Raw genomic sequence first — 23,316 nt, forward strand, 5'->3', positions numbered from 1 at the left:
CGGCCCTCCTTATTCAGCCGGGACCGCGACGGACAGGCTGGCCTCTTTGGCCGGCGCTTTCCGCACAGTCATCCACAGGTTGTAGCACATGATCACGGCACCAGCGACGAACATCACGCCACCCAGAGCACGCACCACATACATCGGGAACTTAGCGGCCACGGTGTCAGCGAACGAGTTCACCAGGAAGCCGTTGGCATCCACTTCGCGCCACATCAGACCTTCCATGATACCAGTGACCCACATCGACGCGGCGTACAGAACGATGCCGATCGTGGCGAGCCAGAAGTGCCAGCTGACCATCTGCAGTGAATACAGACGCTCGCGCTTCCACAGGACGGGAACCAGGAAGTACAGCGCACCAAAGGTGATCATGCCGTTCCAGCCCAGCGCGCCCGAGTGCACGTGACCAATGGTCCAGTCCGTGTAGTGAGACAGCGAGTTCACAGCGCGGATCGACATCATCGGACCCTCAAATGTGGACATGCCGTAGAAGCCGACCGAGATTACCATCATACGGATCACTGGATCGGTGCGCAGCTTGTCCCATGCGCCCGACAGGGTCATCAGACCGTTGATCATACCACCCCAGGACGGCATCCACAGCACGACCGAGAACACCATGCCCAGCGTCGAAGCCCAATCCGGCAGCGCGGTATAGTGCAGGTGGTGCGGACCGGCCCAGATATACAGGAAGATCAGTGCCCAGAAGTGGATGATCGACAGCTTGTAGCTGAAAACCGGACGCTCAGCCTGTTTCGGGATGAAGTAATACATCATGCCCAGGAAACCTGCAGTCAGGAAGAAGCCCACAGCGTTGTGACCGTACCACCACTGGATCATGGCGTCTTGCACGCCCGACCAGACGATGACCGATTTCGAACCCCAGATGCTGACCGGGATGGTGATGTTGTTCACCACGTGCAGCATTGCAACGGTCACGATAAAGGCCAGGTAGAACCAGTTGGCCACGTAGATATGCCGCTCTTTCCGCTTGATCACGGTGCCCAGATACACGGCCAGATAGGCGACCCAGACGATGGTCAGCCACAGGTCAACATACCATTCGGGTTCGGCATATTCTTTGGATTGCGTGCCACCCAGAACATAGCCGGTTGCAGCCAGAACGATGAACAGCTGATAGCCCCAGAACACGAACCACGCCAGATTGCCCCCCCACAAGCGCGCGGCGCTGGTGCGTTGCACCACGTAGAATGAGGTCGCAATCAGTGCGTTACCACCAAATGCAAAAATCACAGCCGAGGTGTGCAGCGGACGCAAACGGCCAAAGTTCAGATAACCCTGCGCCCATTCAAAGTTCAGCGCCGGAAAGGCCAACTGGAACGCGATAAAGGTTCCTGCGACGAAACCGATCACCCCCCAAAAGGCGGTTGCGATCACGCCATAGCGGATGACCCCATCCATGTACTCACCGGAATGATCCACGAAAGTCTCTGGCTCATCCGTGTTTCTCAGCGTCCAGATGAACAAACCACCGGCGATCAACATCACCAGAATTGCATGCACCTGATACGCCAAATCGCGTGCATAATTGGTTGCGATCGCGGCGAATACCGCAATCACACCAAGCACGATCAGCTTGATATAATTTGACATATTGCGTCCCTTTGCCATGCCCCGCGCGATTCTTTGGTGTCGCGAGACCCATTTGACTGGCAGCTGTTTTCTACGACAGCTGCTCAAATTGCTTTGATCTGTGTCAAGACAGAGCTCCGCATACTATGACAATGCTGAGGAAACGAATGGGCTGGAACGTCGCAGGGAACCGGCCCGTAAGCACGAGGTCAACATGGCTTACAAATCTCTCCTCACTGTTATGACAGAAACCACGCAATCTGACTCGGCACTTGCACAGGTCGTGGCGCTGGCGGGGGCTCAGGACGCGCATGCTGAAGCACTGTGTCTTGGCGTCGACCGCAGCCAGACAGGGTATTATTATGCGGGCGCTAACGCTTTGATTCTTCAAGAAACCCTAAACCGAGCCAATGCTGAAGCCGAAGAGATTCTGGCATTCGCAAAAGACTTCTTTACCAAGTCAGGAGTGCGATGGTCTGCCGAATCCGGTGTTGCGCAAATCGCCGATTTGGGGCGACATGTTGCGCATCGCGCCCGGTTTTCCGACCTTGTCGTTTTGCCGCAGCCCTACGGTGAAAACCGCGGCGTCGAAGCGGAACCCATTGTCGAAGCCGCGATGTTCGAAGGGCACACCCCTGTGTTAATTGTTCCGGACTCGGCTAAAATCTTCAGCAAGCCCGGCACCATTTTGATCGGCTGGAATGAAAGTGTCGAGGCCATGCGCGCCATTCGCCGGGCTTTGCCTTTCCTTATTGCGGCAACCCAAGTGCGTATCGTTGTAATTGACCCGCCTCGGCATGGCCCGGATCGTTCGGACCCCGGCGGGATGCTGTCACAGATGCTATCGCGCCATGGGGTCAAGTGTGAAATCGATGTTCTCAGCAAAACCATGCCACGGGTATCAGATATCCTGAACCGTCACGCTGTGGATACTCAGGCTGACATGATCGTCATGGGGGCTTACGGCCACTCGCGCTTCCGCGAAGCCATTCTTGGCGGCGCAACTCGCAACATGTTGGAACAATCCTCGGTTCCGGTCTTTCTGGCGCACTGAAAGGCCTCAGACCAGAAAGCCACCATCCGAGTCGTCACCCGCCTCTTCCATAAGGCGGCCCATATCGGGGATCGTCACGTGGCGCTTGCCTTCCAACAGGATGACCTCATCTTTTTTGAGCGCCGAGATCTGACGGCTGACCGTTTCCAGCGTCAGGCCAAGGTAATCGGCCATCGCCTCGCGGGTCAGCGGCAGGTCGAAGACGATGGCCCCCCCTTTTTGGTTGATTGAGGCATCGCGGCGCGCGATGATCGACAGCAGGCTCGCGATCTTCTCGCGCGCGGTCTTGCGCCCCAGCACCAGCATCCATTCGCGGGCCGCGTCCAGTTCGTCAAGCGTCATCTGCAGCAACCGATGCGCGATGTGCGGCGTGGTGTTCATCAGTTCTTCGAAAGGCTTTTTCCGGAAGCAACACATGACAACATCTGTGGTCGCCTGCACATCGTAAGGCGCCGATTCGCGCCCCGGGCGCCCGACGAAATCGCTTGGCAGCAACAGTCCGACCATCTGAGTGCGCCCGTCTTCCATCGTCTGCGTCAAAGACGCAATCCCCGACACGACCGAGCCAACAAAATTCATCTGATCGCCGGACCATATGACAGTCTGACCGGCCTCGAAACTGCGATAATACTTAATGCTTTCAAGCTCTTCCAGCTCATCAGCATCGCAATGGGCACAAACGGCCCGATGTCGGATCGGGCAGTCTGCACAGTTCGTATGGTCGATCTTGAATGTGGGTGTCATGCGCGCTTCCACTTGATCTCTATCAAAGCATCTGTTCGTGGCGTCCTCTAACCGTACCGTTATGATAGTAAAACCACAACTGGCACGGCTTGGACTATTTGACGCGAAAGTCCCGCGTTACACAAGCTATCCCACCGCCCCCCACTTCAGCAATGACGTAGGGTCAGAGCTTTTTGGAGACTGGATTTCCGGCATCACACCTGGCAGCGAGATCTCGTTGTATATCCACGTTCCTTTCTGCCGCAGGCTATGCTGGTTCTGCGCCTGCCGGACGCAAGGCACCCAAACGGACAATCCGGTCATCGCCTATGTGGATGTCCTCAAAGCCGAGCTGGACCTGCTGGCTGCGCGCTTGCCCCAGGGCGTGACCCTGTCTCGCCTGCATTGGGGCGGCGGTACGCCGACCTTGCTGAACGCGGATCTGATGCGCGAACTGGCGGCGCGAATTCTGGACGTGGTGCCTTTGGGGCCGAACGCCGAATTCTCGGTCGAGATCGACCCCAACGAGATTGACGAGGCACGTTTGGATGCCTTGGCCGAGGCCGGGATGAACCGCGCCTCAATCGGGGTGCAGGATTTCGACGACGAGATACAGAAGACCATCGGCCGCATCCAAAGCTATGACACCACGCGCAAGGCCGTGGACATGATCCGCGAACGCGGCATCACCAGCTTGAACGCCGATATCCTCTATGGTCTGCCGCATCAGACCAAGACCCGGATGACGGAAAGCGTGCAAAAACTGCTGTCGCTCAACCCCGATCGCGTGGCGCTGTACGGCTATGCGCATGTGCCGTGGATGGCCAAACGGCAGCAGATGATCCCCTCGGACGCGCTGCCTACTCCGGAACAGCGTCTGGATCTGTTCGACACCGCCCGCCGTCTGTTCATGTGGGACAATTACGCCGAGATCGGCATCGACCACTTCGCCACGCAGGAAGACGGCCTGACCCGCGCGTTGAACGCCGGTAAGCTCAAGCGCAATTTCCAGGGCTATACCGACGATCAGGCCGAGGTTCTGATTGGTGTCGGGGCCAGCTCGATCTCGCGCTTTCCGCAGGGCTATGCGCAGAACGCGCCCGCCACGTCGGCTCATACTAAGGCCGTCCGAGAGGGGCGATTCTCAACCTCGCGCGGACACCTGTTCAAAGGTCAGGACGTACTGCGCGCGCGCTTGATCGAGGCGCTGATGTGCGATTTTCAGGTCAACACGGCCGAGATTCTGCGTGACCATGGTATCACTGTCGCCGAATTGCAGGGCATGTATGCGGATGCCAATACCGCCTTTGACGGGCTGCTGCGCATCACCGAGGATGGTCTTTTCATCCCGCACGAGGCCCGCGCCCTGACCCGCATGATCGCGCGCAGCTTTGACGCCTATGACCTGAGCAAGGCAGGCCACAGTTCGGCGATCTGACCTCTTTCCGGCGGGCCGGGTTCACGGTCTGCCGACCCCCAACCCGCACAGGGGCTTGACGCAGGCCTCTGGTTTTCTCCACACTCAGGGGTGCAATCGCACCCCGAGGCAGGCGAATTCGCAGACAGCTTTTACCGACGCAACCGCGCCGGACAGCCCTTTTCGTGCAGGTATATCTGCAACCTGAAAGAGGGACAGCACCCATGCGCGTTTTCACCGTCCTCGGCCCCAGCCAATCGGGCAAAACCACTCTGGTCGAGGCCATCAGCCGCCTCGACGGGCGGCCCACCACATTCGACGTGTCCGGGACCGTGCATTTGCACGGTTTTTCTTACCTGGATGAACCCTGGTGCGCCATCGACGTCGACGGGGGCGGCGATAACCTGGCCTATGTTGGGCCAGCCATGGCGATCTCGGACGCGGCGGTCGTGGTCGTTCCACCTGATCCCAACGCGGCCGTCCTGTGTGCGCCCTATTTGCGTTTGGTGGAAGAGGCCGGTATCCCCTGTTTCCTGTTCATCAACCGCATGGACAGCCCCAATGGCCGCATCCGCGACATCATCTCGGCGCTGCAAACCTATTGCACCCAGCACATCGCCTTGCGACAGGTGCCAATCCGCGAAGGTGACACGATTGTTGGTGCGGTCGATCTGATTTCGGAACGGGCGTGGAAATACCAAGAGGGCCAGCCCTCGGCCCTGATCGAACTGCCGCAATCGGTTGAGGATCGCGAGCAAGAGGCCCGCACTGAACTGCTGGAAACGCTGTCGGATTTCGACGATCACCTGCTGGAACAATTGATCGAAGACAAACAGCCCCCCAGCGGTGAGATTTACGATCTGGCCGCGCAGGTCCTGCAGAACCACCAGCTGATCCCGGCCTGTCTGGGCGCGGCCAGCCATGGCAACGGGCTGACCCGCCTGATGAAAGCCCTGCGGCACGAAGCACCCGAATTCGACATCGCTGCCGACCGGGACGAGGCCGCCGAGAATGCACGCGCCATCGCAGGCTTTGCGGATGTGAAAAAGCATATCGGCAAGATTGTAGTCCTGCGGGGCCTGGGTGACGGCGTCAAAGCGCATGAAGCATTGGGCGGTGAGACCGTCGGCAATCTGACCACGCTGGACGCCAAGACCCAGATCACTGACTTGCCCGCCGGGCAAATCGGGCTGGCGGTGAAATCCGATCACCTGAACCCCGGCAACATCTATGACAGCAAAGGCGCGACACCGCTGCCCGAATGGGCCTCGTCACACCCGGCGGGGCACCGTCAGGTCGTCTCACCCGCGCATGAGCGCGACGACGTGCGCCTGTCCAACGCCCTGTCGCGTCTGGTCGAGATCGACCCCGGCCTGCATCTGGGACAAGACGACCTGAGCGGCCACGCCGTTCTAGGCTCGCAAGGTCCGCAGCATATGCGCCGCGTGACGGCGAAGCTGGCTGAGGATTTCGGGATCGAGATCGCCACCGACACCGTCGAAACAGCCTATCGCGAGACGATCCGCGCACCCGTCGAACATCGCCACCGTCACCGCAAGCAATCAGGCGGCGCGGGGCAGTTTGCCGACGTGGTGATCTCAGTCGCGCCAATGCCACGCGGGGCGGGGTTCCAGTTCGAAGAGGTGGTCAAAGGCGGCGCGGTGCCGCGTAACTATATCCCCTCGGTCGAACATGGGGCCAAAGACGCGCTGGAACAGGGGCCCGAAGGCTTTCCCGTGGTTGATGTCAAAGTCACGCTGAGCGACGGCAAGCACCACAACGTCGACAGTTCCGACTATGCCTTCCGCACGGCAGGCAAGAACGCAGTGCGCGAGGCGCTGCCCCAAGCCAAGCCCGTGGTGCTGCAACCGATCCTGAGTGCGGAGATTCACCTGCCCTCGGATTTCGTGGGAGATCTGGTGCCCACAATCAGTTCACTACAGGGGCAAGTTCTTGGGTTTGAGGGCAATCCAAACGCCTCGGGTTGGGAAATATTCAATGCCCAGCTTCCCGCCGTAGCGCAGGATGAGCTGCACCGCACCCTGGCCAGCGCCACGCGCGGCACCGGCTGGGTCAAGCTGAGCTTTGATCACTACGAGGAACTGCGCGGCCCGGTGCCAAAACCAGCCGCCAAGGAGAAAGCCAGCGCTTAAACAAGGAGCGGGCTGGGATCAGCCCGCCGCCGCAATCAGCTCGCGGGTATAGTCTGTCTGCGCGTTCTCGAACAAATCCTTAGCCGTGCCCATCTCGACCACATCGCCGTTGCGCATGACGATCACGTTGTGGGACATGGCGCGTACGACCTTCAGGTCGTGGCTGATGAAAAGATAGGCCAGCCCGTATTTCCGCTGCAGATCGCGCAACAGATCAACGATCTGAACTTGAACCGTCATGTCCAGCGCGCTGGTCGGTTCGTCTAGAACCAACAGCTTGGGCCGCAGCACCATAGCGCGCGCGATGGCGATCCGTTGACGCTGCCCGCCCGAGAATTCGTGGGGATATCGGTCCATTGCGGCGGGGTCGAGGCCCACTTCGGTCATCACCTCGGCCACCAGATCGCGCGGGGCGCGGTGCGGGTCGACCTTGTGAATGGCCAGCCCCTCGGCAATGATCTGCATACAGGTCATCCGAGGGCTGAGGCTGCCGAACGGGTCTTGAAACACGATCTGCATATCCTTGCGCAGCCGTCGCAATTCCCGCGTGGACCAGCGGCGCACATCCTGATCGCGGAAGGTGATCCCTCCCTCGGACGCGATCAGCCGCATGATCGCCAGCGCCAGCGTCGTCTTACCCGAGCCGCTTTCGCCGACGATCCCCAGCGTCTCACCCGCGCGTACGCTGAGCGTGGCGTCATTAACCGCCTTCACATGCCCAACGGTGCGTTTCAGAAATCCGCGCTGGATCGGGAACCAGACCTTCAGGTGATCTGTCCGTGCAACCTCTTCGGCATCCGACGCCACCGGATCAGGCTGGCCTGAGGGCTCGGCGCCCAGCAGTTTGCGCGTATAGGGGTGTTGGGGGTTGTCAAAAATCTCGGTCGTGACGCCGGTCTCGACAATCTCACCGTCTTTCATCACGCAAACCCGGTCCGCTATGCGGCGCACGATGCCAAGGTCATGGGTGATGAACAGCATCCCCATGTCTTCGGATTTCTGCAGCTCGGCCAGCAGTTCAAGGATTTGCGCCTGAATGGTCACGTCCAGAGCCGTTGTGGGTTCATCCGCGATCAGAATATCGGGCTTGTTGGCCAGCGCCATGGCGATCATCACACGTTGCCGCTGTCCGCCTGACAACTGATGCGGATAGCTGTCCAGCCGGTCACGCGGATCACGGATGCCTACCTTGGTCAGCAGTTCCACAATCCGGTCTCGTGCAGCATCCCCAGTAACGCCCTGATGCAGCGCCAGCGATTCCGCCATCTGTTTCTGAATCGTATGCAGCGGGTTCAGCGAGGTCATCGGTTCCTGGAAGATAAAGCTGATGTCGTTTCCACGCACATCCATCAACTTGTCCTCTGACGCTCCGATCATTTCATCGCCGTCATACTTGACCGAACCTTCAACGATCGCACTGTCGCCCAGCAACGACACCGTGGACAGCGCCGTCACCGATTTGCCCGACCCGGATTCGCCCACCAAAGCCACGGTTTCCCCACGATCAACGGTAAAGGACACGCCCTTGACCGCCGCCGAGACCTGACCGTCCTGCTTGAACGAGACCTTCAGGTTGTTCACATCCAAAAGGCTCATGAGAAGGTCTTTCTGGGATCAAACGCATCGCGGACGCCTTCGAAAATGAAGACCAGAAGCGACAGCATGATGGCAAAGGTGAAAAACGCGGTAAAGGCCAACCACGGGGCCTGCAGGTTCTGTTTCGCCTGCAAGGTCAGCTCACCAAGTGATGGGGCCGAGGACGGCAGGCCGAAGCCAAGGAAATCCAGCGAGGCCAGACCGCCAATTGTACCCGTCACGATGAACGGCATGAAGGTCAGCGTCGCCACCATGGCATTGGGCAGCATGTGGCGGAACATGATCGTCATGTTGCCCACGCCCAACGCCCGTGCGGCGCGCACGTATTCAAGGTTTCGCGCCCGCAGGAATTCAGCCCGGACGACACCGACCAAGCCCGTCCAACTGAACAGGATCATCAGGATCACCAGCAGCCAGAAACTTCGCCCCAACACCGCAAACATGATGATGATGACATAGAGCGAGGGCGTCGCTGACCAGATCTCAATCACACGCTGAAATATCAGGTCCAGCCAACCGCCAAAGAAGCCCTGAATGGCCCCTGCAAAGATACCAACAATGCTGGCAGCGCCAGTTACCATCAGCGTGAACAGAATGGACAAACGGAAACCATAGATCACCCGCGCCAGCACATCGCGCTTGGTATCATCGGTACCCAGCAGGTTCTGCCCATTGGGCGGCAGCGGCGCGGCACCTGCGCGATCCACGCTGGTGTTGAAGGAATACGGGATCAGCGGCCAGATTGCCCAGCCGCGTTCGAATCCGTCAGCTTCATAGGTGCCGGCCTCGATCTGTTCGATGATGCCTTCGGGGTCGTCGAAACAGTCTTCAATCCCGCCGCTGTCGATCAGGCACATGACCTCGGGGTCGCGATAGATCGCCTCGGTCTGGAAATCTCCTCCGAACTCCGTTTCGGCGTAGAAATTGAAGATCGGCGTGTAGAATTCGCCTCGGTACTTCAAAAGGATCGGTTTGTCATTGGCGATGAACTCGGCGAACAGCGACAGGCCGAACAGGATCGAAAAGATGATCAGTGACCAGAAGGCCCGGCCATTGCGGCGGAAGTTGCGCCAGCGGCGCTGATTGAGCGGAGAAAGAGCCATTTACCCCTCGCGCTTTTCAAAGTCGATGCGCGGGTCGACCAGCACATACATCAGGTCACTGATGATGCCCACAACCAGACCCATCAGGCCAAAGATAAACAGGGTGCCAAAGATCACCGGATAGTCGCGCGCCACGGCGGCCTCAAAGCCAAGTCTGCCCAGACCATCCAGCGAGAAGATCGTCTCGATAATGATCGAGCCACCAAAGAACACACCGATGAACACGGCTGGAAAACCGGCGATCACGATCAGCATCGCGTTGCGGAACACATGGCCATACAGCACCTTCCGCTCGCTCAGTCCCTTGGCGCGGGCGGTCATGACGTATTGCTTTTTGATCTCGTCCAGAAACGAGTTCTTGGTCAGCAGCGTCAGCGTCGCAAAAGCCGAAATCGTAAGCGCTATGATCGGCAAAGCGATGTGCCAGAAATAGTCCGTAATCTTGCCGAACAGGCTAAGGCTGTCCCAATTGTCCGAGGTCAGCCCCCGCAGTGGGAATATCTGCCAGTAGGACCCACCTGCAAAAAGCACCAGCAACAGGATCGCGAACAGGAAACCGGGTATGGCATAGGCAACAATAATCGCCCCGCTGGTCACGGTATCAAACCGCGATCCGTCCTTGACGGCCTTGCGAATGCCCAGCGGGATCGAGACCAGATAGGCAATCAGGGTCGACCAAAGACCCAGCGAGATCGACACGGGCATCTTTTCCAACACCAGATCGATCACACTGATCGACCGGAAATAGCTCTCGCCAAAATCCAATGTCAGGTAGTTGCCCATCATGGATAGAAACCGCTCGACCGGCGGTTTGTCGAACCCAAACTCTTTCTCAAGCTCGGCGATGAATTCAGGCGGAAGGCCGCGGGCGCCGACGTATTTGTCGTCAAAGGCCCCTCCGGCGGGTTCAGCGGCCGCTCCGGCGTCACCACTGCCTGCAAAACCGGCAAAGACGTCACCCTGCCCTTCGATTTGAGCAATGATCTGTTCGATCGGTCCACCGGGCACGAACTGAACCAGCGTGAAATTGACAATCATGATGCCCAGAAGGGTCGGAATAACCAGCAACAGGCGTCTTAGAATATAGGCGCCCATGTTAACGCAGTGCGCCTTTTGCCTTCAGGCCAGCCTCTTTTTCAGGGTTTACCCACCAAAGATCCAGATAACCGAGTGTGAAAGGCGGCAGGTTTTCAGGGTATTCGTACATGTCGTAGTAAGCCGTCCAGTAGTCCGCGACATAACCGTCAGGGATGATAAAGAACTCATACCTCAGGACACGGTCCAATGCCATAAGCGCTGCGTCTTGTTCTTCCTGATTTGTCGTATCGAATGAGGATTCGATGACCGCGTCAACCAAAGGGCTGGCCAAACCCGCAGGGTTGAACAGGCTAAAGGCGGCTTCTTCCGAACCGTACATCTGACTAAGACCGCCGCCCGTCGACAAAAACGATCCATACCGGTTCGAATAAACCATGTCGTAGTCGCGTTCACGGCGGCGCAGTGTGAACTGTGACGGATCAACCTTCTCGGCCGAGGCATCCACGCCAATCGCCTGCAGGTTCTGAACGAAAGTCTCGATCATCGTGGCCGTTGATGTGGGAATGCTTGAGGCGTAAGGGATGTTAACCTTCAGCGTCTGCCCTTCAGCGTTGCGCCGCAGATTGCCGTCACCAACCGGCCAACCGGCCTCGTCCAATAATTTCGACGCCTTGCGCAGATTTCGACGATCATTCAGGCGCGCCGAATTGGATTCATGAGTCACCAAGGCAGGTTCGCTCAGGACTTCGGCCGGCACAACATCGCCCAGCGCCTCGAGGAAGGCAAGCTCAGCCCCTTCTGGTGCGCCTGTCGCTTCGAGATGAGTACCCTGCACAAACGAGCTGCGCGGTGAATTGAGACCGAACATCAGCGATTCATTGGCCCATTCGAAATTGAAGGCCAGCGCTATGGCTTTGCGGACATTCTTATCCTCGAACTGCGGCTTTCCCAGATTGAACACGAAACCCGATGGCGTCGGCGGGCTGCCATCCGTAATCTCATCACGAACGACCGACCCTTGGGTCAACTTCGGAAAGTCATACCCCGAAGCCCAAAGCTTGGGGTCGCTTTCAATGCGCATTGTGTATTCCCCGGCCTTGAACCCTTCGAACGCGGCGGTCTGGTCGGCGAAATACTCGACCCGAATGGTATCATAGTTGTTGCGCCCGACATTGATCGGCAAATCCTGCCCCCAATAATCGTCGCGCCGCTTGTAAACGATGCGGCGGTTAATGTCATAGCTATCCAGCTTGTACGGCCCCGACCCAACTGCAACTTCAAGCCGCGGTTCGTCCAGGCGGCGGCTCTCATCGGCCTCGAACCACGCTTTTGAAAACACCGGTGTCGAGCCAACCGTTTCGATCAACCCACGCCGTGTCACTTCGGGACTAAACGTAAACTTGACCGTATGATCATCCAATGCTTCGGCACCGGTGACCATCCGGCCAACGGCCTGCGCATAAGATGGAAGACCCTGTTCGATAAACAGTCGGTGGCTATAGACCACATCTTCGGCAGTTACTGGCGATCCGTCCCAGAATGTTGCTTCGGGCCGGATGTGAAAGATCACGTAGTTGCGGCCTTCGTCATATTCCATGCTTTCCGCAAGCAGGCCATAGTATTGACCCACACTATCCGAGGTGCTGTCGATCAACGAGTCGTACTGCAGGGTCGTCAATGCACCGGCACGCCCTTTGCGCGAATACGGGTTCAGAGAGTCGAAAGTGCCTGATCCAGCCAGCGACAGCTCGCCACCCTTTGGGGCTTCGGGATTCACATAACCCAGATGCGGATAATCCGCCGGGTAGTCCAGATTACCAAAATAAGAGTACCCATGGCTGCGCATCACATTTTCTTCTGCGGCGCTGACGGCGCTGCTTGCCCCCATAACAAGCGCTATTCCCAATGCTGCCGCCCAAGGTCGCATATTCGAAACGCGCAGTGCAGGCAGGAGGGGTGTCATGTGGCTCATCCTCTGGATCGTTGTCGTCTTTATTTTCGTACGCGAAGGCTAAAAGACCAGCGCTGACAGATTCAAGTTTAGAATGCGTGAGCGCTTTGTGAAGTTCTGTTTAGACAAAAAAAGCCGCTGCACAAAGCAGCGGCTTTCAATTTTTGGAATATCCAAGGACTGGATCAGTTGCCGATTGTCTGCAGATAGGCAATCAGGTCAGCGCGCTCTTGCGGTTTTTTCAAACCAGCAAAGCTCATCGAAGTGCCCGAGATGTAAGCACTTGGGCGCTCGAGGAATGCATCCAGTGCTTCTGGTGTCCAGTTGCCACCATGCGCTTGCATCGAAGCCGAATAGCCGGTGAAACCCTTGGCCGATGCAACAGGGCGGTCAACAACGGCGTAAAGGTAGGGTCCGGTTCCGTTGGCTCCGTCTTCCAGTTTGTGGCAAGCGGTGCATTTGCGGAAAACGCGTGCGCCTTTTTCCGGATCGGCGGCGGCCAGCAGGTCTTCGAACACCACTTCTTCGGCGTTGGCGCTTTCACCAGAGCTTTCGGTTTCAATGATGTAAGAGGCCGTCTCGCCATGACCATCGGCATGGTACAGGCCTTCGGCGGCCCATTTGGCCAGAAGCAGCACCAGGAAGGTGCCAAACAGGCCTGCGGCGGCCTTGGTAACTGTCATCGTGTCGAACATTGATCGCGAGTCCATTTAGCTGTCTTGGGGGTGTCTAAGGCTTCCCCTGACAAGAGGCAAGGTATAGACACCGCGACTAAACGCCCAATCTTGGAACTTGTTGCACGGAATCGACCAAATGACCAAACGTATCGCATTTCAGGGGGAACCCGGCGCCTATAGCCACGAGGCTTGCCGCAACGCGCGCCCCGATATGGAGGCCCTGCCCTGCCGTACCTTCGAGGATGTGATCGAATCGGTTCGGTCAGGTGAAGCCGAACTTGCGATGTTGCCGGTTGAGAATACGACCTACGGCCGAGTGGCCGATATTCACCGCTTGCTGCCCCATAGCGGGCTGCACATTATCGACGAGGCCTTCGTGCGGGTGCATATCAACTTGTTGGCCGTTCCGGGTGCGACGCTGGAGGATGTTACCGAGGCGCATTCCCATCTAGTCTTGCTGCCACAATGCGCGGGCTTCCTGAAACAACACGGCATCCGTGGCCGCGTCAGCCCAGACAATGCCCGCGCCGCGCGCGAAGTGTCCGAACAGGGCGAGGTTCACTCGGCGGCGTTGGCCAGCGAATTGGCCGGAGAGATCTACGGCTTGGACGTTCTGGCCCGCCATATCGAGGATAACGACGACAACACCACTCGTTTTCTGGTGATGTCACGCGAAGCGGACGACGCTCGGCGCGGCGAAAATGGGATGATCACCAGCTTCGTCTTTCAGGTCCGGAATATTCCGGCGGCGCTTTACAAGGCGATGGGCGGATTTGCGACCAACGGTATCAACATGACCAAACTGGAAAGCTATATGGTCGACGGATCCTTTACGGCGACCCAGTTCTACGCTGATATCGTTGGCCACCCAGATGACCGCAACGTGCAACTGGCGATGGACGAGCTGCAGCACTTTACCACCAATGTCGAAGTTCTGGGCGTTTACCCGGCAGCGCAACCGCGCGGTTAGTCAGGCAGATGAACGTTTGTTGCCGGTATTTCAGCCGTGATGATATCGTTCTTCTATCTCTCTCGAGAACTCGCTGAGCCGTGATTGGAAACGACGCTTGAAGCGTGACTTTCCCAGTCTGATAGACTGCAGGAACAGGCGTGCAGGCAATGATTTTGCAGCCAGGCTCAGGTCCACACTCAACCGGGTTCGGCGTTGCGATAAGGCCAGGAAATCAACAGTCGTCGTACCACTTACGCCCTTTCCTGCCGCGTTGAACTGCATACTTGCTGGCGGATCACACTCGGCCATCTCGATAGAGACGCGACGCGGCTTGCCCCGAAGCTTGAAATCCGCCTGCCATGTGGTACCCGGCACAACACCCATGTGGCCCGAAAGGCGTCTGACTTCGATCCCGCGACGCATTGCCATACGCTCGAAACGTTCAAAATCAGCGACCATTTCAAACACTGCGTTGATGGGTGCGTCGATATCTTCATGTGCTGTGAATTGCATGGTGTCCGAGGCTCTTACCTTTGATTCCCCAATATTCTGTCAATCCAGCGTATCCGCCAGCCAGTGCTGCAAAAGAAAATGCGCGATGGCACCCTTCCGCGCAGGCATCAATGTCGGATGTTCACCAGCAAAGGCCTGCATCATTTCCGACTTGCTGACCCAGATGGCGTCTTCGATTTCAATCGGGTCGATTGTAATATCGCGTGACAGCGCCAGACCTGCACACCCAAACATCAACGACGCGGGAAAGGGCCAGGGTTGGCTGGACAGATAAGTGACTGCTCCGACGGGTACTCCGGCCTCTTCCATCACTTCGCGGCGCACGGCGGCTTCGAGCGTTTCACCGGGTTCGACAAAGCCCGCAAGCAGGGAATACATCCCGTCCGGCCAACCCGGAGACCGCCCCATCAGCACCGAATCTCCATGCGTGATCAACATGATGACAACCGGGTCCGTGCGCGGGAAATGCTGACCCCCGCAAGACGGACAGCTGCGCTGCCATCCCGCCTGCGCCAAATCACTGGCGGCACCGCAGCGGGCGCAGAAACGGTGCGTCTCGTGCCAGCCGATCACCGCCTTGGCTGTTGCCGCCAGCTCCGCATCCCGAGGGTTCAGACGGGTCATGATCCGGCGCAATTCGACAAAAACATGCCCGGTGGACAACGCGGGGTGCTGTTGCTCGGAACGGTCGAAGAATGCCCCAACCTCGGACAGGTCCAGCCCCTCGGCGTCCCACCCCGAGATGTCCAAAGCGAACAGCGGAACGTGATCCGAAATACCTAGAAAGACTGGTTCTTCAACAATTCCGCCCGGTCCATTGCGCAACAGATCGTGCGTCAGCGGCAGCAACGCCAGCCGATCCAGAGCTTCGCCCTCGACCAGCACCTTACCGCGCCACAACATAAGGCATCTTGCCTCCGGGTCGTTTGCGACTTGCGCAAGCCCCCCGGGATCGTTGCGCAGATGTGCTGCGCGATCCAGTCCCGACCCGCCAAACGTCACGGTTTCCGCGTATTTCATTGCAATCCCTTCAGGTTGTCGGCACAGGGCTGCCACGAGCGCCGGATCGTTGCAACGACATTTCTGCCTGGTGGGAAATTGAGGAGATAATGTGATCAACTCAAACTCTGCCTTGAAACTTGCGTCAAATACTCTTTTTGTTGAAATAGGTTAACCAAAAACGTCTAAAAGCAGAGTATTGCAACATCCCCCTTCCTCTCTAAGCGCAACGATCAGGATTTTGGGAACCTCGGATCTGCATATGAATGTGACCGGGTTTGACTATTATCGGGATGCGCCGGAACCCATGATTGGGTTTACCCGCACAGCCACACTGATCCGCCAAGCTCGAACCGAGGTCAAAGATGCCCTGACCATCTTGCTGGATAACGGGGATTCACTGCAGGGAACGCCTATTGGGGAATGGGCCGTAACACAAACCCAGACCCGTCATCCTCTGATGGAGGCTTTCGAAGCGCTGGATTACGATGCCATCGGACTGGGAAACCATGATTTCGGCTTCGGCTTGCAGGTTCTGGACCGTATCCTGCGCCAATCCCCCTGCCCTGTCTTATGCAGCAACGCGCACCGGTTGGACCGCCCCGGTGCTTGGAGCAGGCAGGCAGTGCTAAGCCGAACCATGAAAGCCGGAGGCCGCGAATATCCGATCAAAATCGGCGTTTTTTCAGCCCTGCCGCCGCAAACTGCGAACTGGGAGGCGCACCGGCTAGAGCAAAAGGTCCGCATCGACGATATCCTGTCCACGGCACGACACGTGTCGCAAGAGCTGAAGGCCGCTGGCTGCGATCTTGTGATCGCGCTTGCGCATTCCGGGATCGGCACCGCGCAACCGGAGCCGAATCTGGAAAACGCCGTGATTCCCCTTGCGGCCATCGGACCGATCGATGCGATCATAGCGGGACATTCACATCTGACTTTGCCGGGCGCGTCGCATGAAGGGTTTGCGTTCGTGGACAGTGCCAAAGGTCAAGTGCACGGAAAGCCGGCTGTCATGCCGGGCAGCGCTGGGTCGCATCTTGGTGTGATTGACCTGACAATGAAACTTGGTGACGACGGAAAATGGCAGGTAGAAACGCACCGTTCACACCTGAAGGCAATCGCACCCGGCTTTGTTGGCGCTGAGGTTCCGGAAGACCCCGAACTGTCGCGGATTTTTGCCAAGGCGCACCGCGAAACTCGCGCGCAGTGCAACACGCCCGTTGGACACACGTCGCATCATCTGCACAGCTATTTCAGCTTTTGCGCCTGGGATCGCGGTCTGGCGCTTGTGGCTGCCGCGCAAGCTGCAGCATTGCGGCAGCATATGCAGGGAACTGCCTATGCAGGGCTACCCGTCTTGTCGGCAGTTGCACCGTCAAAATTCGGCGGTCGTGCAGGACCTCGGTTTTTCACCGATATCCCACCCGGGCAGATATGTACGCGCCATGTTGCCGACCTGAACGTGTTTCCGAACGAGATGCAGGCCGTCATTGTCTCAGGCACTGAAATCAAGGATTGGCTGGAAATGTCCGCTGGCGTGCTGAACCAGATGCGCCCGGGTGAACAATCGGACCTTGTGGATACGAATCGCGCCGGACATAATTTTGACGTGCTGCACGGGCTAACTTACGCACTAGATCTAGCATCTCCGGCGCGGTTCGACGCAGCTGGCGCAATACTTCATCCCAACAGCCATCGGGTTCACGAATTGCGATTCAACGGCCGCCCTATCGACGCAGATCAGCGCTTTGTTGTCGCGTTGAACAACTATCGCGCCAACGGAGGCGGGAATTTCCCGTTTGCCGAAAACGCGACCCGAATTCCTCTGCCGGTCCTTCCGATTCAACATATTGTACGGGATTACCTGTCGGGCGTCTTACCGATGGACCCTTTGGAAGAGGCACTCCAGCCTTTTCGGTTGTCACCCATACCCGGTGCCCATGCGCTTGTGAAAACCGGAGCGGCCGCTGACCAACACCTGGAAGAACTGGCACGCTACCGCGCCAAAGTCATCGGTCCGGATGCGAAAGGTTTTCTGAGTATTCAGCTCTCCCTCTGACGGGTTGCCAAGCATGAACCAAATGCCTATATCCACCGTTGAGAGGTTGGCGCGGGCGAGCGCCTCGCCAACCTGGTCAGGTCCGGAAGGAAGCAGCCACAACGAGCCCCGCTTGGGTCGATGTCCAACCTCTCACTTCATCCCCGACAGTTTTGACCGGTTTAGACACGCAGCACTTATGCGATCAAGCGCGGCCATAGGGACGCGTTGCGACGCGCGAACGCGCCGATATGGCCAATGTCCTTCAGTCCGAATTCCTGCGGTGACAGTACATGACGCCGAGCGCTGGAGCCGTACAGATCTGCCAACCGCCAAACGGCTTCGGGCGGAACCATCTGGTCGTCCTCGAAAGTGAACAGATCGACCGGTTTGCCTTTCTCTGCCCAGGTTGCGGCTGGTAGCGTTTTTCCGATTTCAGGCAGATAGTTTTGGGGCGCCGTGCACCACTTGCGCCACTGCCAGTAAACCAGTGCAGGCAGGTCGGCCCCAAATCCCACTGCCTTTCCTGGCAGGTATCCAACAGTTTTTACCGCCAGCGGAACATGTCCATACCAGAACAAGGACGCCAGCGCGCGATAAGGCCATGGGTGATCACTGATTGTCACCAGCCCCGAACACACACAGATCATGCGATCTAAATGGTCGATATCAGGTTGTATTGGCCCCAACATCCCTCCGACCGAGTGCCCTATGCTCCAGTGTTCTGCGTGTGGGTAACGTTGGCGCATTTCGGCTCTGGCGGCAGGCATGTCGGTCAGCGCCCAATCCGCCATCTTTACCCGCGATTCCTGCAGTAGTCCGGTCAGTGAGTGGCCAAAGTCACGATAGTCGTAGGTCAGGCAAGCGATCCCCTGATCCGCTGCCAGCCAATGCGCGAAATGCTGATAGTAATCCCTCGGGACACCGGTCGCACCATGTACAACCACAGCGACTTTGGGATCGGTCACGGGCCGGTACAGGCGCGCCGACAGCATTGCCGAACCGGCAGAAAACCGAAAATCCTCGGTCAGGACGGGGGGTGTATCATCCAGCATAGCGTTGCTCACCTGATCTGAACTGTTCGGTTCACCCCTTATCCCCACTTCTTTGGCCGGGCTGAGTCAAGGGCGCATCAAGATGACCAAACGTCCACTTTGCGCGCGCGCCCGCTTGACTCAAAGCCCGCTCAACCGCTAGCGATGGCGTGATGGTTCTTGTCCCGTGTCGGGACAAGATGAAAAGGGAACACGGTGCGGTTCTGCCCGGTCATGCCGGAACGATCCAATGCCGCGACTGCCCCCGCAACTGTAAGCGGTGAGCAATGCCGAAATACCACTGGCCCGCAAGGCTGGGAAGGTCGGCAACGCGATGACCCGCAAGTCAGGAGACCTGCCATCAAAGCAAAACTGTAACTCGGGCGGGGTGTCCGGGCGGGATTGTCAGCGCGCTGTCACACCTGATCCATGCCCCGTTCCCCGCGCGGAGGGCGCATTATGATCTGGAAGACAAAAACGCACCAATTCAGTGCAACCCTATGTCAGAAAACCGGCAAGACCTGCCCGGCTCTGGCGCAGATGGCACGGGCTATTGTGCAGGCGATGGAATCCGCAGTGCCTGCCACGTCGGATGACTTCGCGTTGGACGGCAGCGGAGAGCTGGGCCATTGCCCACAGGGCTGCATCGCCCGATTCCGCGCCCAGAAAGATCAAATTCGCATCTTCTGCGGCACCAGCACGGACGCCTCGCTCGACGCGTTGGATGGTTATGCGGATATGGTGTTCGGCCTCGATGCTGCGGCCCGTCCGGCCAGCCTTTTGCCAGCGCCGCCCTGTGCCATGCTTGAAGTGTCAGAACTGGCCCCGGCGCACCCCGCGCAGCCCGAGCAGCATCTGGCCCTGTAGCTCAGCCCGGAGCGCAGGTGGCCCAGCGCATCTGCCCGTCGGTTTCAACCGCACAGGGCCGCACGGCGCGCAAGCGACGCAACGCCGCGTCGGGTGCCATACCTTGTTCTACCATCAGCCGCAGGACGATCATCCCCGACCGCCCGCACCCGCCCCGGCAATGCACCAGCACCCGCCCTCCACGCGCCAGAATATGCCCGGCGGACTGGCTGATCTGCGGCCACGCGGCCTCGGTGTCCGGCGACGGCGCGCCAAAATCTTCAATCGGCAGGTGCGTCCAGGTTATGCCCTCGGCGTGCAGGTCATCTCCCAGTTTTCCCGCCCCGGCCTGCTCCATCTCGGAGCTTGTGGTCATCGAAATCACAAGATCGGGCCGCCAGCGGCGGATAACATCCAAATCCCGCGCATACTCCCCCGCGCGCCCCGGCAACGGCGACAGCGCGACGTGACCGGCCCCGACCTCGACCACGTGAATTGCAAATGGCTCCATCCCCGGCCTCCTTCTCACATAGCTTCTATGCTGTGCAAACTGACCTGCAAACCGAATTTCCCCCAAGGCGGCGGTGGACGCGGGCGGCGGGGGTCTCTACGCTGCATAGGAACCCGAATCCGACAGAGCAGATATGACCGACACGCCCAGCCCCGCCTATCAGGTTCTTGCCCGCAAATACCGCCCGGAAACCTTCGCCGATCTGGTCGGTCAGGACGCCATGGTACGCACGCTGAAAAACGCATTCGAGGCGGATCGGATCGCGCAAGCCTTTATCATGACCGGCATTCGCGGCACCGGCAAAACCACCACGGCCAGGATCATCGCCAAGGGCATGAACTGCATCGGCCCCGATGGCGAGGGCAAACCCACGACCGAGCCCTGCGGCCAATGCGAACATTGCGTTGCCATTATGGAGGGCCGCCATGTGGACGTGATGGAGATGGACGCCGCCAGTCGCACAGGCGTCAATGATATTCGCGAGATTATCGACAGCGTGCGTTATCGCGCGGCCTCGGCCCGCTACAAGATTTACATCATCGACGAGGTCCACATGCTCTCGACCAGCGCCTTCAACGCGCTGCTCAAGACGCTTGAGGAACCGCCCGAGCATGTGAAGTTTATCTTTGCCACCACCGAGATTCGCAAAGTGCCGGTGACGGTCCTGTCCCGATGTCAGCGCTTTGACCTGCGACGGATCGAGCCCGAGGACATGATCGGCCTGCTGCGCAAGATCGCCGATGCCGAAGGCGCACAGATCGCCGAAGACGCGATGGCACTAATCACCCGCGCGGCCGAAGGTTCGGCGCGGGATGCGACCTCGCTACTGGATCAGGCGATTTCACACGGCGCCGGGGAAACCAGCGCCGATCAGGTGCGTGCGATGCTGGGTCTGGCCGACCGGGGCCGGGTGCTGGACCTGATGGACATGATCCTGCGTGGCGATGCCGCCGGGGCGCTGACCGAACTTGGCGCACAATATGCCGAAGGCGCCGACCCGCTGGCCGTGCTGCGCGATCTGGCCGAGATCACTCATTGGGTGTCGGTGGTAAAGATCACGCCGGATGCCGCCGAAGACCCGACCGTTTCCCCTGATGAACGCGCGCGGGGTCAGCAAATGGCCGAGGCCCTGCCGATGCGGGTCCTGACCCGCATGTGGCAGATGTTGTTGAAAGCGCTCGAGGAAGTCTCAGCCGCGCCCAACGCCATGATGGCCGCCGAGATGGCCGTGATCCGCCTGACCCATGTGTCTGACCTGCCCAGCCCAGAAGAACTGATCAAACGGTTGCAAGACGCGCCTCCCCCACCGCCAAACGGCGGGCCCGGCGGCGGAATGACCGCACAATCACACGCCGCGCAGGCCCCGGTGGCCTCCACTTATGCGCCGCCCATTCGCGGCGGGGCCGGAGCGCCCACGGCCGCACTGGCGCAGGATGTGCAAACGGCATTGGCCCGCTACCCGAGTTTTGAACATGTGGTCGAACTGATCCGCACCAACCGGGATGTGAAACTGCTGGTTGAGGTCGAAAACGGCGTCCGGTTGGTGTCTTACCAACCCGGTCGGATCGAGTTCACGCCAACAGACTCAGCCCCAACCGATCTGGCCGCCCGCATGGGTACCGCACTACAACGCTGGACCGGCAACCGCTGGGCGGTGACCATTGTGGCCAACGGCGAGGCGGCAACCATCGCCGAAATCCGAGATGCCGCCGATCTGGCGTTAAAGGCCGAGGCCGAACAGCACCCTCTGGTACAGGCGGTGCTGGCTCAATTCCCCAAAGCCAAGATCAAACGCATCGAAACTCCCGAAGAACGCGCCGCCAAGGTCGAAACCGAAGCCCTGCCCGAGGTCGAAGACGAATGGGACCCGTTCGAGGAGGACTAACCCTCCCGCGCCCGCCACGGGCCATCGGCTGACGCCGATACCCCTGAGCGACCTTGGGCCCGGCAGAGCGCGGGCGTTGCCCGCGCTCTGCCGGGCCCAACGGGAGGAGAGGTCTTGCAAAAGACCGCGACGACGGGCGGGAGGGCACTGCCCCCTTGTGCCGCACGGGCGCTGTCCGTATCTAGGCGACAAACCGATTAGCAGGAGAAAACGTAATGCTTAAAGGACTCGGCGGTCTGGGCGATATGGCCAAGATGATGAAATCCGCGCAGGATCTGCAGACCAAGATGACCGGCATGCAGGAAGAACTGAACAATCTGATGGTTGTCGGCGAATCCGGAGCTGGACTGGTCAAAGCCACTGCCACCGCCAAGGGCGAACTCAAAGGTCTGGACATCGACCCCTCGATCTTCAACGGCGACGACAAAGAGGTCGTCGAAGACCTGATCCTCGCCGCTATCAAGGACGCGCAGACCAAAGCCGCCGAACGCGCGCAGGCCGAGATGGCCAAGCTGACCGAAAGCATGGGTTTGCCCGCAGACATCAAGCTGCCGTTCTGATAGACACTCCTGACGGTCCAAAGGCCGGGCACCCTGCCCGGCCCCTGTGCAGGGGTACGCGCGTTGAGTTCGAACAGCGACATCGACAATCTGATCGACCTGATGGCCAAACTGCCGGGGCTTGGGCCCCGCTCGGCCCGTCGCGCGGTGCTGCACCTGATCCGCAAACGTGCGCTGCTGCTGACACCCCTGTCGGACGCCATGCAGCAGGTCGCCATCACCGCCCGCGAATGCTTGAACTGCGGCAACGTGGGCACCACGGACATCTGTGACATCTGCAACGCCGAGGCCCGCGCCACCGGAGAGCTGTGCGTAGTAGAAGACGTCGCCGACCTCTGGGCGATGGAACGCGCAGGCGTGTTCAAAGGCCGCTATCACGTGCTGGGTGGGACACTCTCGGCACTGGACGGCGTCGGCCCGGACGAACTGCGCATCCCGCGCCTCAAAGATCGCGTCACTGCAGAAGGGATCACCGAGGTCATCCTCGCCCTGAACGCCACCGTCGATGGCCAGACTACGGCCCATTACATCGCCGACCAGCTAGAGGGTCAGGTGCGCCTGACCTCACTCGCTCAGGGTGTGCCGATTGGTGGCGAGTTGGATTATCTGGATGACGGAACGATCACGGCAGCGCTGCGGGCGCGCAAGGAGATCTAGCGAACCATACCAG

At 59.1% G+C, this 23,316-nt stretch carries 20 protein-coding genes, 1 other RNA gene and 1 riboswitch; of the genes, 10 read left to right on the plus strand and 11 right to left on the minus strand.

Features of this window, described 5'->3' with window-relative positions:
* Positions 1-9: 9 nt before the first annotated feature.
* Positions 10-1,617, minus strand: a complete 1,608-nt coding sequence (gene ccoN, locus GOW48_RS13215; protein ID WP_170754452.1) for a cytochrome-c oxidase, cbb3-type subunit I — start codon at positions 1,615-1,617, stop codon at positions 10-12.
* Positions 1,618-1,810: 193 nt separating this feature from the next.
* Between ccoN and GOW48_RS13220 the strand changes: the two genes are divergently transcribed.
* On the plus strand, positions 1,811-2,650 hold the full coding sequence (locus GOW48_RS13220; RefSeq protein WP_170724530.1) for a universal stress protein: 840 nt from the start codon (positions 1,811-1,813) through the stop codon (positions 2,648-2,650).
* A 6-nt stretch (positions 2,651-2,656) separates the two neighbouring features.
* Here GOW48_RS13220 and fnrL read toward each other — a convergent pair whose 3' ends face one another.
* Positions 2,657-3,394 carry a transcriptional regulator FnrL gene (gene fnrL, locus GOW48_RS13225; protein WP_170754454.1) on the minus strand — a complete coding sequence of 246 codons (738 nt, stop codon included), beginning with the start codon at positions 3,392-3,394 and terminating at the stop codon, positions 2,657-2,659.
* A 61-nt stretch (positions 3,395-3,455) separates the two neighbouring features.
* Between fnrL and hemN the strand changes: the two genes are divergently transcribed.
* Entirely contained in the window at positions 3,456-4,811 is a 1,356-nt protein-coding gene (hemN, locus tag GOW48_RS13230; protein WP_170754456.1) for an oxygen-independent coproporphyrinogen III oxidase, read from the plus strand.
* Between the two features lie 203 nt (positions 4,812-5,014).
* The gene (locus tag GOW48_RS13235) at positions 5,015-6,943 is read left to right on the plus strand and encodes an elongation factor G (protein ID WP_170754458.1); all 1,929 of its coding nucleotides are present in this window, start codon (positions 5,015-5,017) and stop codon (positions 6,941-6,943) included.
* Positions 6,944-6,961: 18 nt separating this feature from the next.
* On the opposite strand, the gene GOW48_RS13240 is transcribed toward GOW48_RS13235, so the two are convergent.
* The 5 genes from GOW48_RS13240 to GOW48_RS13260 form a co-directional block, all read right to left on the minus strand.
* Positions 6,962-8,539, minus strand: coding sequence for an ABC transporter ATP-binding protein (locus GOW48_RS13240; RefSeq protein WP_170754460.1), 1,578 nt, complete (start codon positions 8,537-8,539; stop codon positions 6,962-6,964).
* Complete coding sequence (locus GOW48_RS13245; RefSeq protein WP_170355323.1) at positions 8,536-9,642, minus strand: ABC transporter permease; 1,107 nt, start codon at positions 9,640-9,642, stop codon at positions 8,536-8,538. The genes GOW48_RS13240 and GOW48_RS13245 overlap by 4 nt, the downstream gene beginning before the upstream one ends.
* Positions 9,643-10,737: a microcin C ABC transporter permease YejB gene (locus GOW48_RS13250; RefSeq protein ID WP_170754462.1), complete on the minus strand. Its 1,095-nt coding sequence runs from the start codon at positions 10,735-10,737 to the stop codon at positions 9,643-9,645.
* A 1-nt stretch (position 10,738) separates the two neighbouring features.
* Positions 10,739-12,643 (minus strand): extracellular solute-binding protein, encoded by a 1,905-nt coding sequence (locus GOW48_RS13255; RefSeq protein WP_170754464.1) that lies wholly within the window; start codon positions 12,641-12,643, stop codon positions 10,739-10,741.
* A gap of 173 nt (positions 12,644-12,816) precedes the next feature.
* Positions 12,817-13,326: a c-type cytochrome gene (locus GOW48_RS13260; RefSeq protein WP_170355522.1), complete on the minus strand. Its 510-nt coding sequence runs from the start codon at positions 13,324-13,326 to the stop codon at positions 12,817-12,819.
* 118 nt (positions 13,327-13,444) lie between these two features.
* Here GOW48_RS13260 and GOW48_RS13265 point away from each other — a divergent pair, with 118 nt between their 5' ends.
* A complete protein-coding gene (locus GOW48_RS13265) occupies positions 13,445-14,278 on the plus strand; it encodes a prephenate dehydratase (protein ID WP_170754465.1) in 834 nt (277 codons plus the stop codon).
* Positions 14,279-14,308: 30 nt separating this feature from the next.
* On the opposite strand, the gene GOW48_RS13270 is transcribed toward GOW48_RS13265, so the two are convergent.
* Together GOW48_RS13270 and nudC are read right to left on the minus strand one after the other, a co-directional pair.
* Entirely contained in the window at positions 14,309-14,773 is a 465-nt protein-coding gene (locus GOW48_RS13270; protein ID WP_170754467.1) for an SRPBCC family protein, read from the minus strand.
* Positions 14,774-14,812: 39 nt separating this feature from the next.
* Entirely contained in the window at positions 14,813-15,793 is a 981-nt protein-coding gene (gene nudC, locus GOW48_RS13275) for an NAD(+) diphosphatase (protein ID WP_170754469.1), read from the minus strand.
* A gap of 178 nt (positions 15,794-15,971) precedes the next feature.
* Between nudC and GOW48_RS13280 the strand changes: the two genes are divergently transcribed.
* Both GOW48_RS13280 and ffs read left to right on the plus strand, forming a co-directional pair.
* A complete protein-coding gene (locus GOW48_RS13280; protein WP_269149613.1) occupies positions 15,972-17,831 on the plus strand; it encodes a bifunctional 2',3'-cyclic-nucleotide 2'-phosphodiesterase/3'-nucleotidase in 1,860 nt (619 codons plus the stop codon).
* Positions 17,832-17,870: 39 nt separating this feature from the next.
* Positions 17,871-17,969: signal recognition particle sRNA small type (ffs, locus tag GOW48_RS13285), an RNA gene on the plus strand.
* Between the two features lie 38 nt (positions 17,970-18,007).
* On the opposite strand, the gene GOW48_RS13290 is transcribed toward ffs, so the two are convergent.
* Positions 18,008-18,865, minus strand: a complete 858-nt coding sequence (locus GOW48_RS13290) for an alpha/beta hydrolase family protein (RefSeq protein ID WP_170754473.1) — start codon at positions 18,863-18,865, stop codon at positions 18,008-18,010.
* Between the two features lie 136 nt (positions 18,866-19,001).
* Positions 19,002-19,221, plus strand: a riboswitch (cobalamin riboswitch).
* A gap of 82 nt (positions 19,222-19,303) precedes the next feature.
* On the opposite strand from GOW48_RS13290, the gene GOW48_RS13295 reads away from it, so the two are divergent.
* On the plus strand, positions 19,304-19,711 hold the full coding sequence (locus GOW48_RS13295; RefSeq protein ID WP_170754475.1) for a LysR family transcriptional regulator: 408 nt from the start codon (positions 19,304-19,306) through the stop codon (positions 19,709-19,711).
* Position 19,712: 1 nt separating this feature from the next.
* On the opposite strand, the gene GOW48_RS13300 is transcribed toward GOW48_RS13295, so the two are convergent.
* The gene (locus GOW48_RS13300) at positions 19,713-20,201 is read right to left on the minus strand and encodes a protein-tyrosine phosphatase family protein (protein ID WP_170754477.1); all 489 of its coding nucleotides are present in this window, start codon (positions 20,199-20,201) and stop codon (positions 19,713-19,715) included.
* Between the two features lie 133 nt (positions 20,202-20,334).
* On the opposite strand from GOW48_RS13300, the gene GOW48_RS13305 reads away from it, so the two are divergent.
* The 3 genes from GOW48_RS13305 to recR all read left to right on the plus strand — a co-directional run bounded on the left by GOW48_RS13305 (position 20,335) and on the right by recR (position 23,303).
* Positions 20,335-22,086: a DNA polymerase III subunit gamma/tau gene (locus tag GOW48_RS13305; RefSeq protein ID WP_170754479.1), complete on the plus strand. Its 1,752-nt coding sequence runs from the start codon at positions 20,335-20,337 to the stop codon at positions 22,084-22,086.
* Between the two features lie 215 nt (positions 22,087-22,301).
* Positions 22,302-22,646, plus strand: a complete 345-nt coding sequence (locus GOW48_RS13310) for a YbaB/EbfC family nucleoid-associated protein (RefSeq protein WP_170754481.1) — start codon at positions 22,302-22,304, stop codon at positions 22,644-22,646.
* Positions 22,647-22,709: 63 nt separating this feature from the next.
* Complete coding sequence (recR, locus tag GOW48_RS13315) at positions 22,710-23,303, plus strand: recombination mediator RecR (protein ID WP_170754483.1); 594 nt, start codon at positions 22,710-22,712, stop codon at positions 23,301-23,303.
* Positions 23,304-23,316 lie beyond the last annotated feature (13 nt).

The sequence above is a fragment of the Ruegeria lacuscaerulensis genome, assembly GCF_013033355.1.
Taxonomy (GTDB): Bacteria; Pseudomonadota; Alphaproteobacteria; order Rhodobacterales; family Rhodobacteraceae; genus Ruegeria; species Ruegeria lacuscaerulensis_A.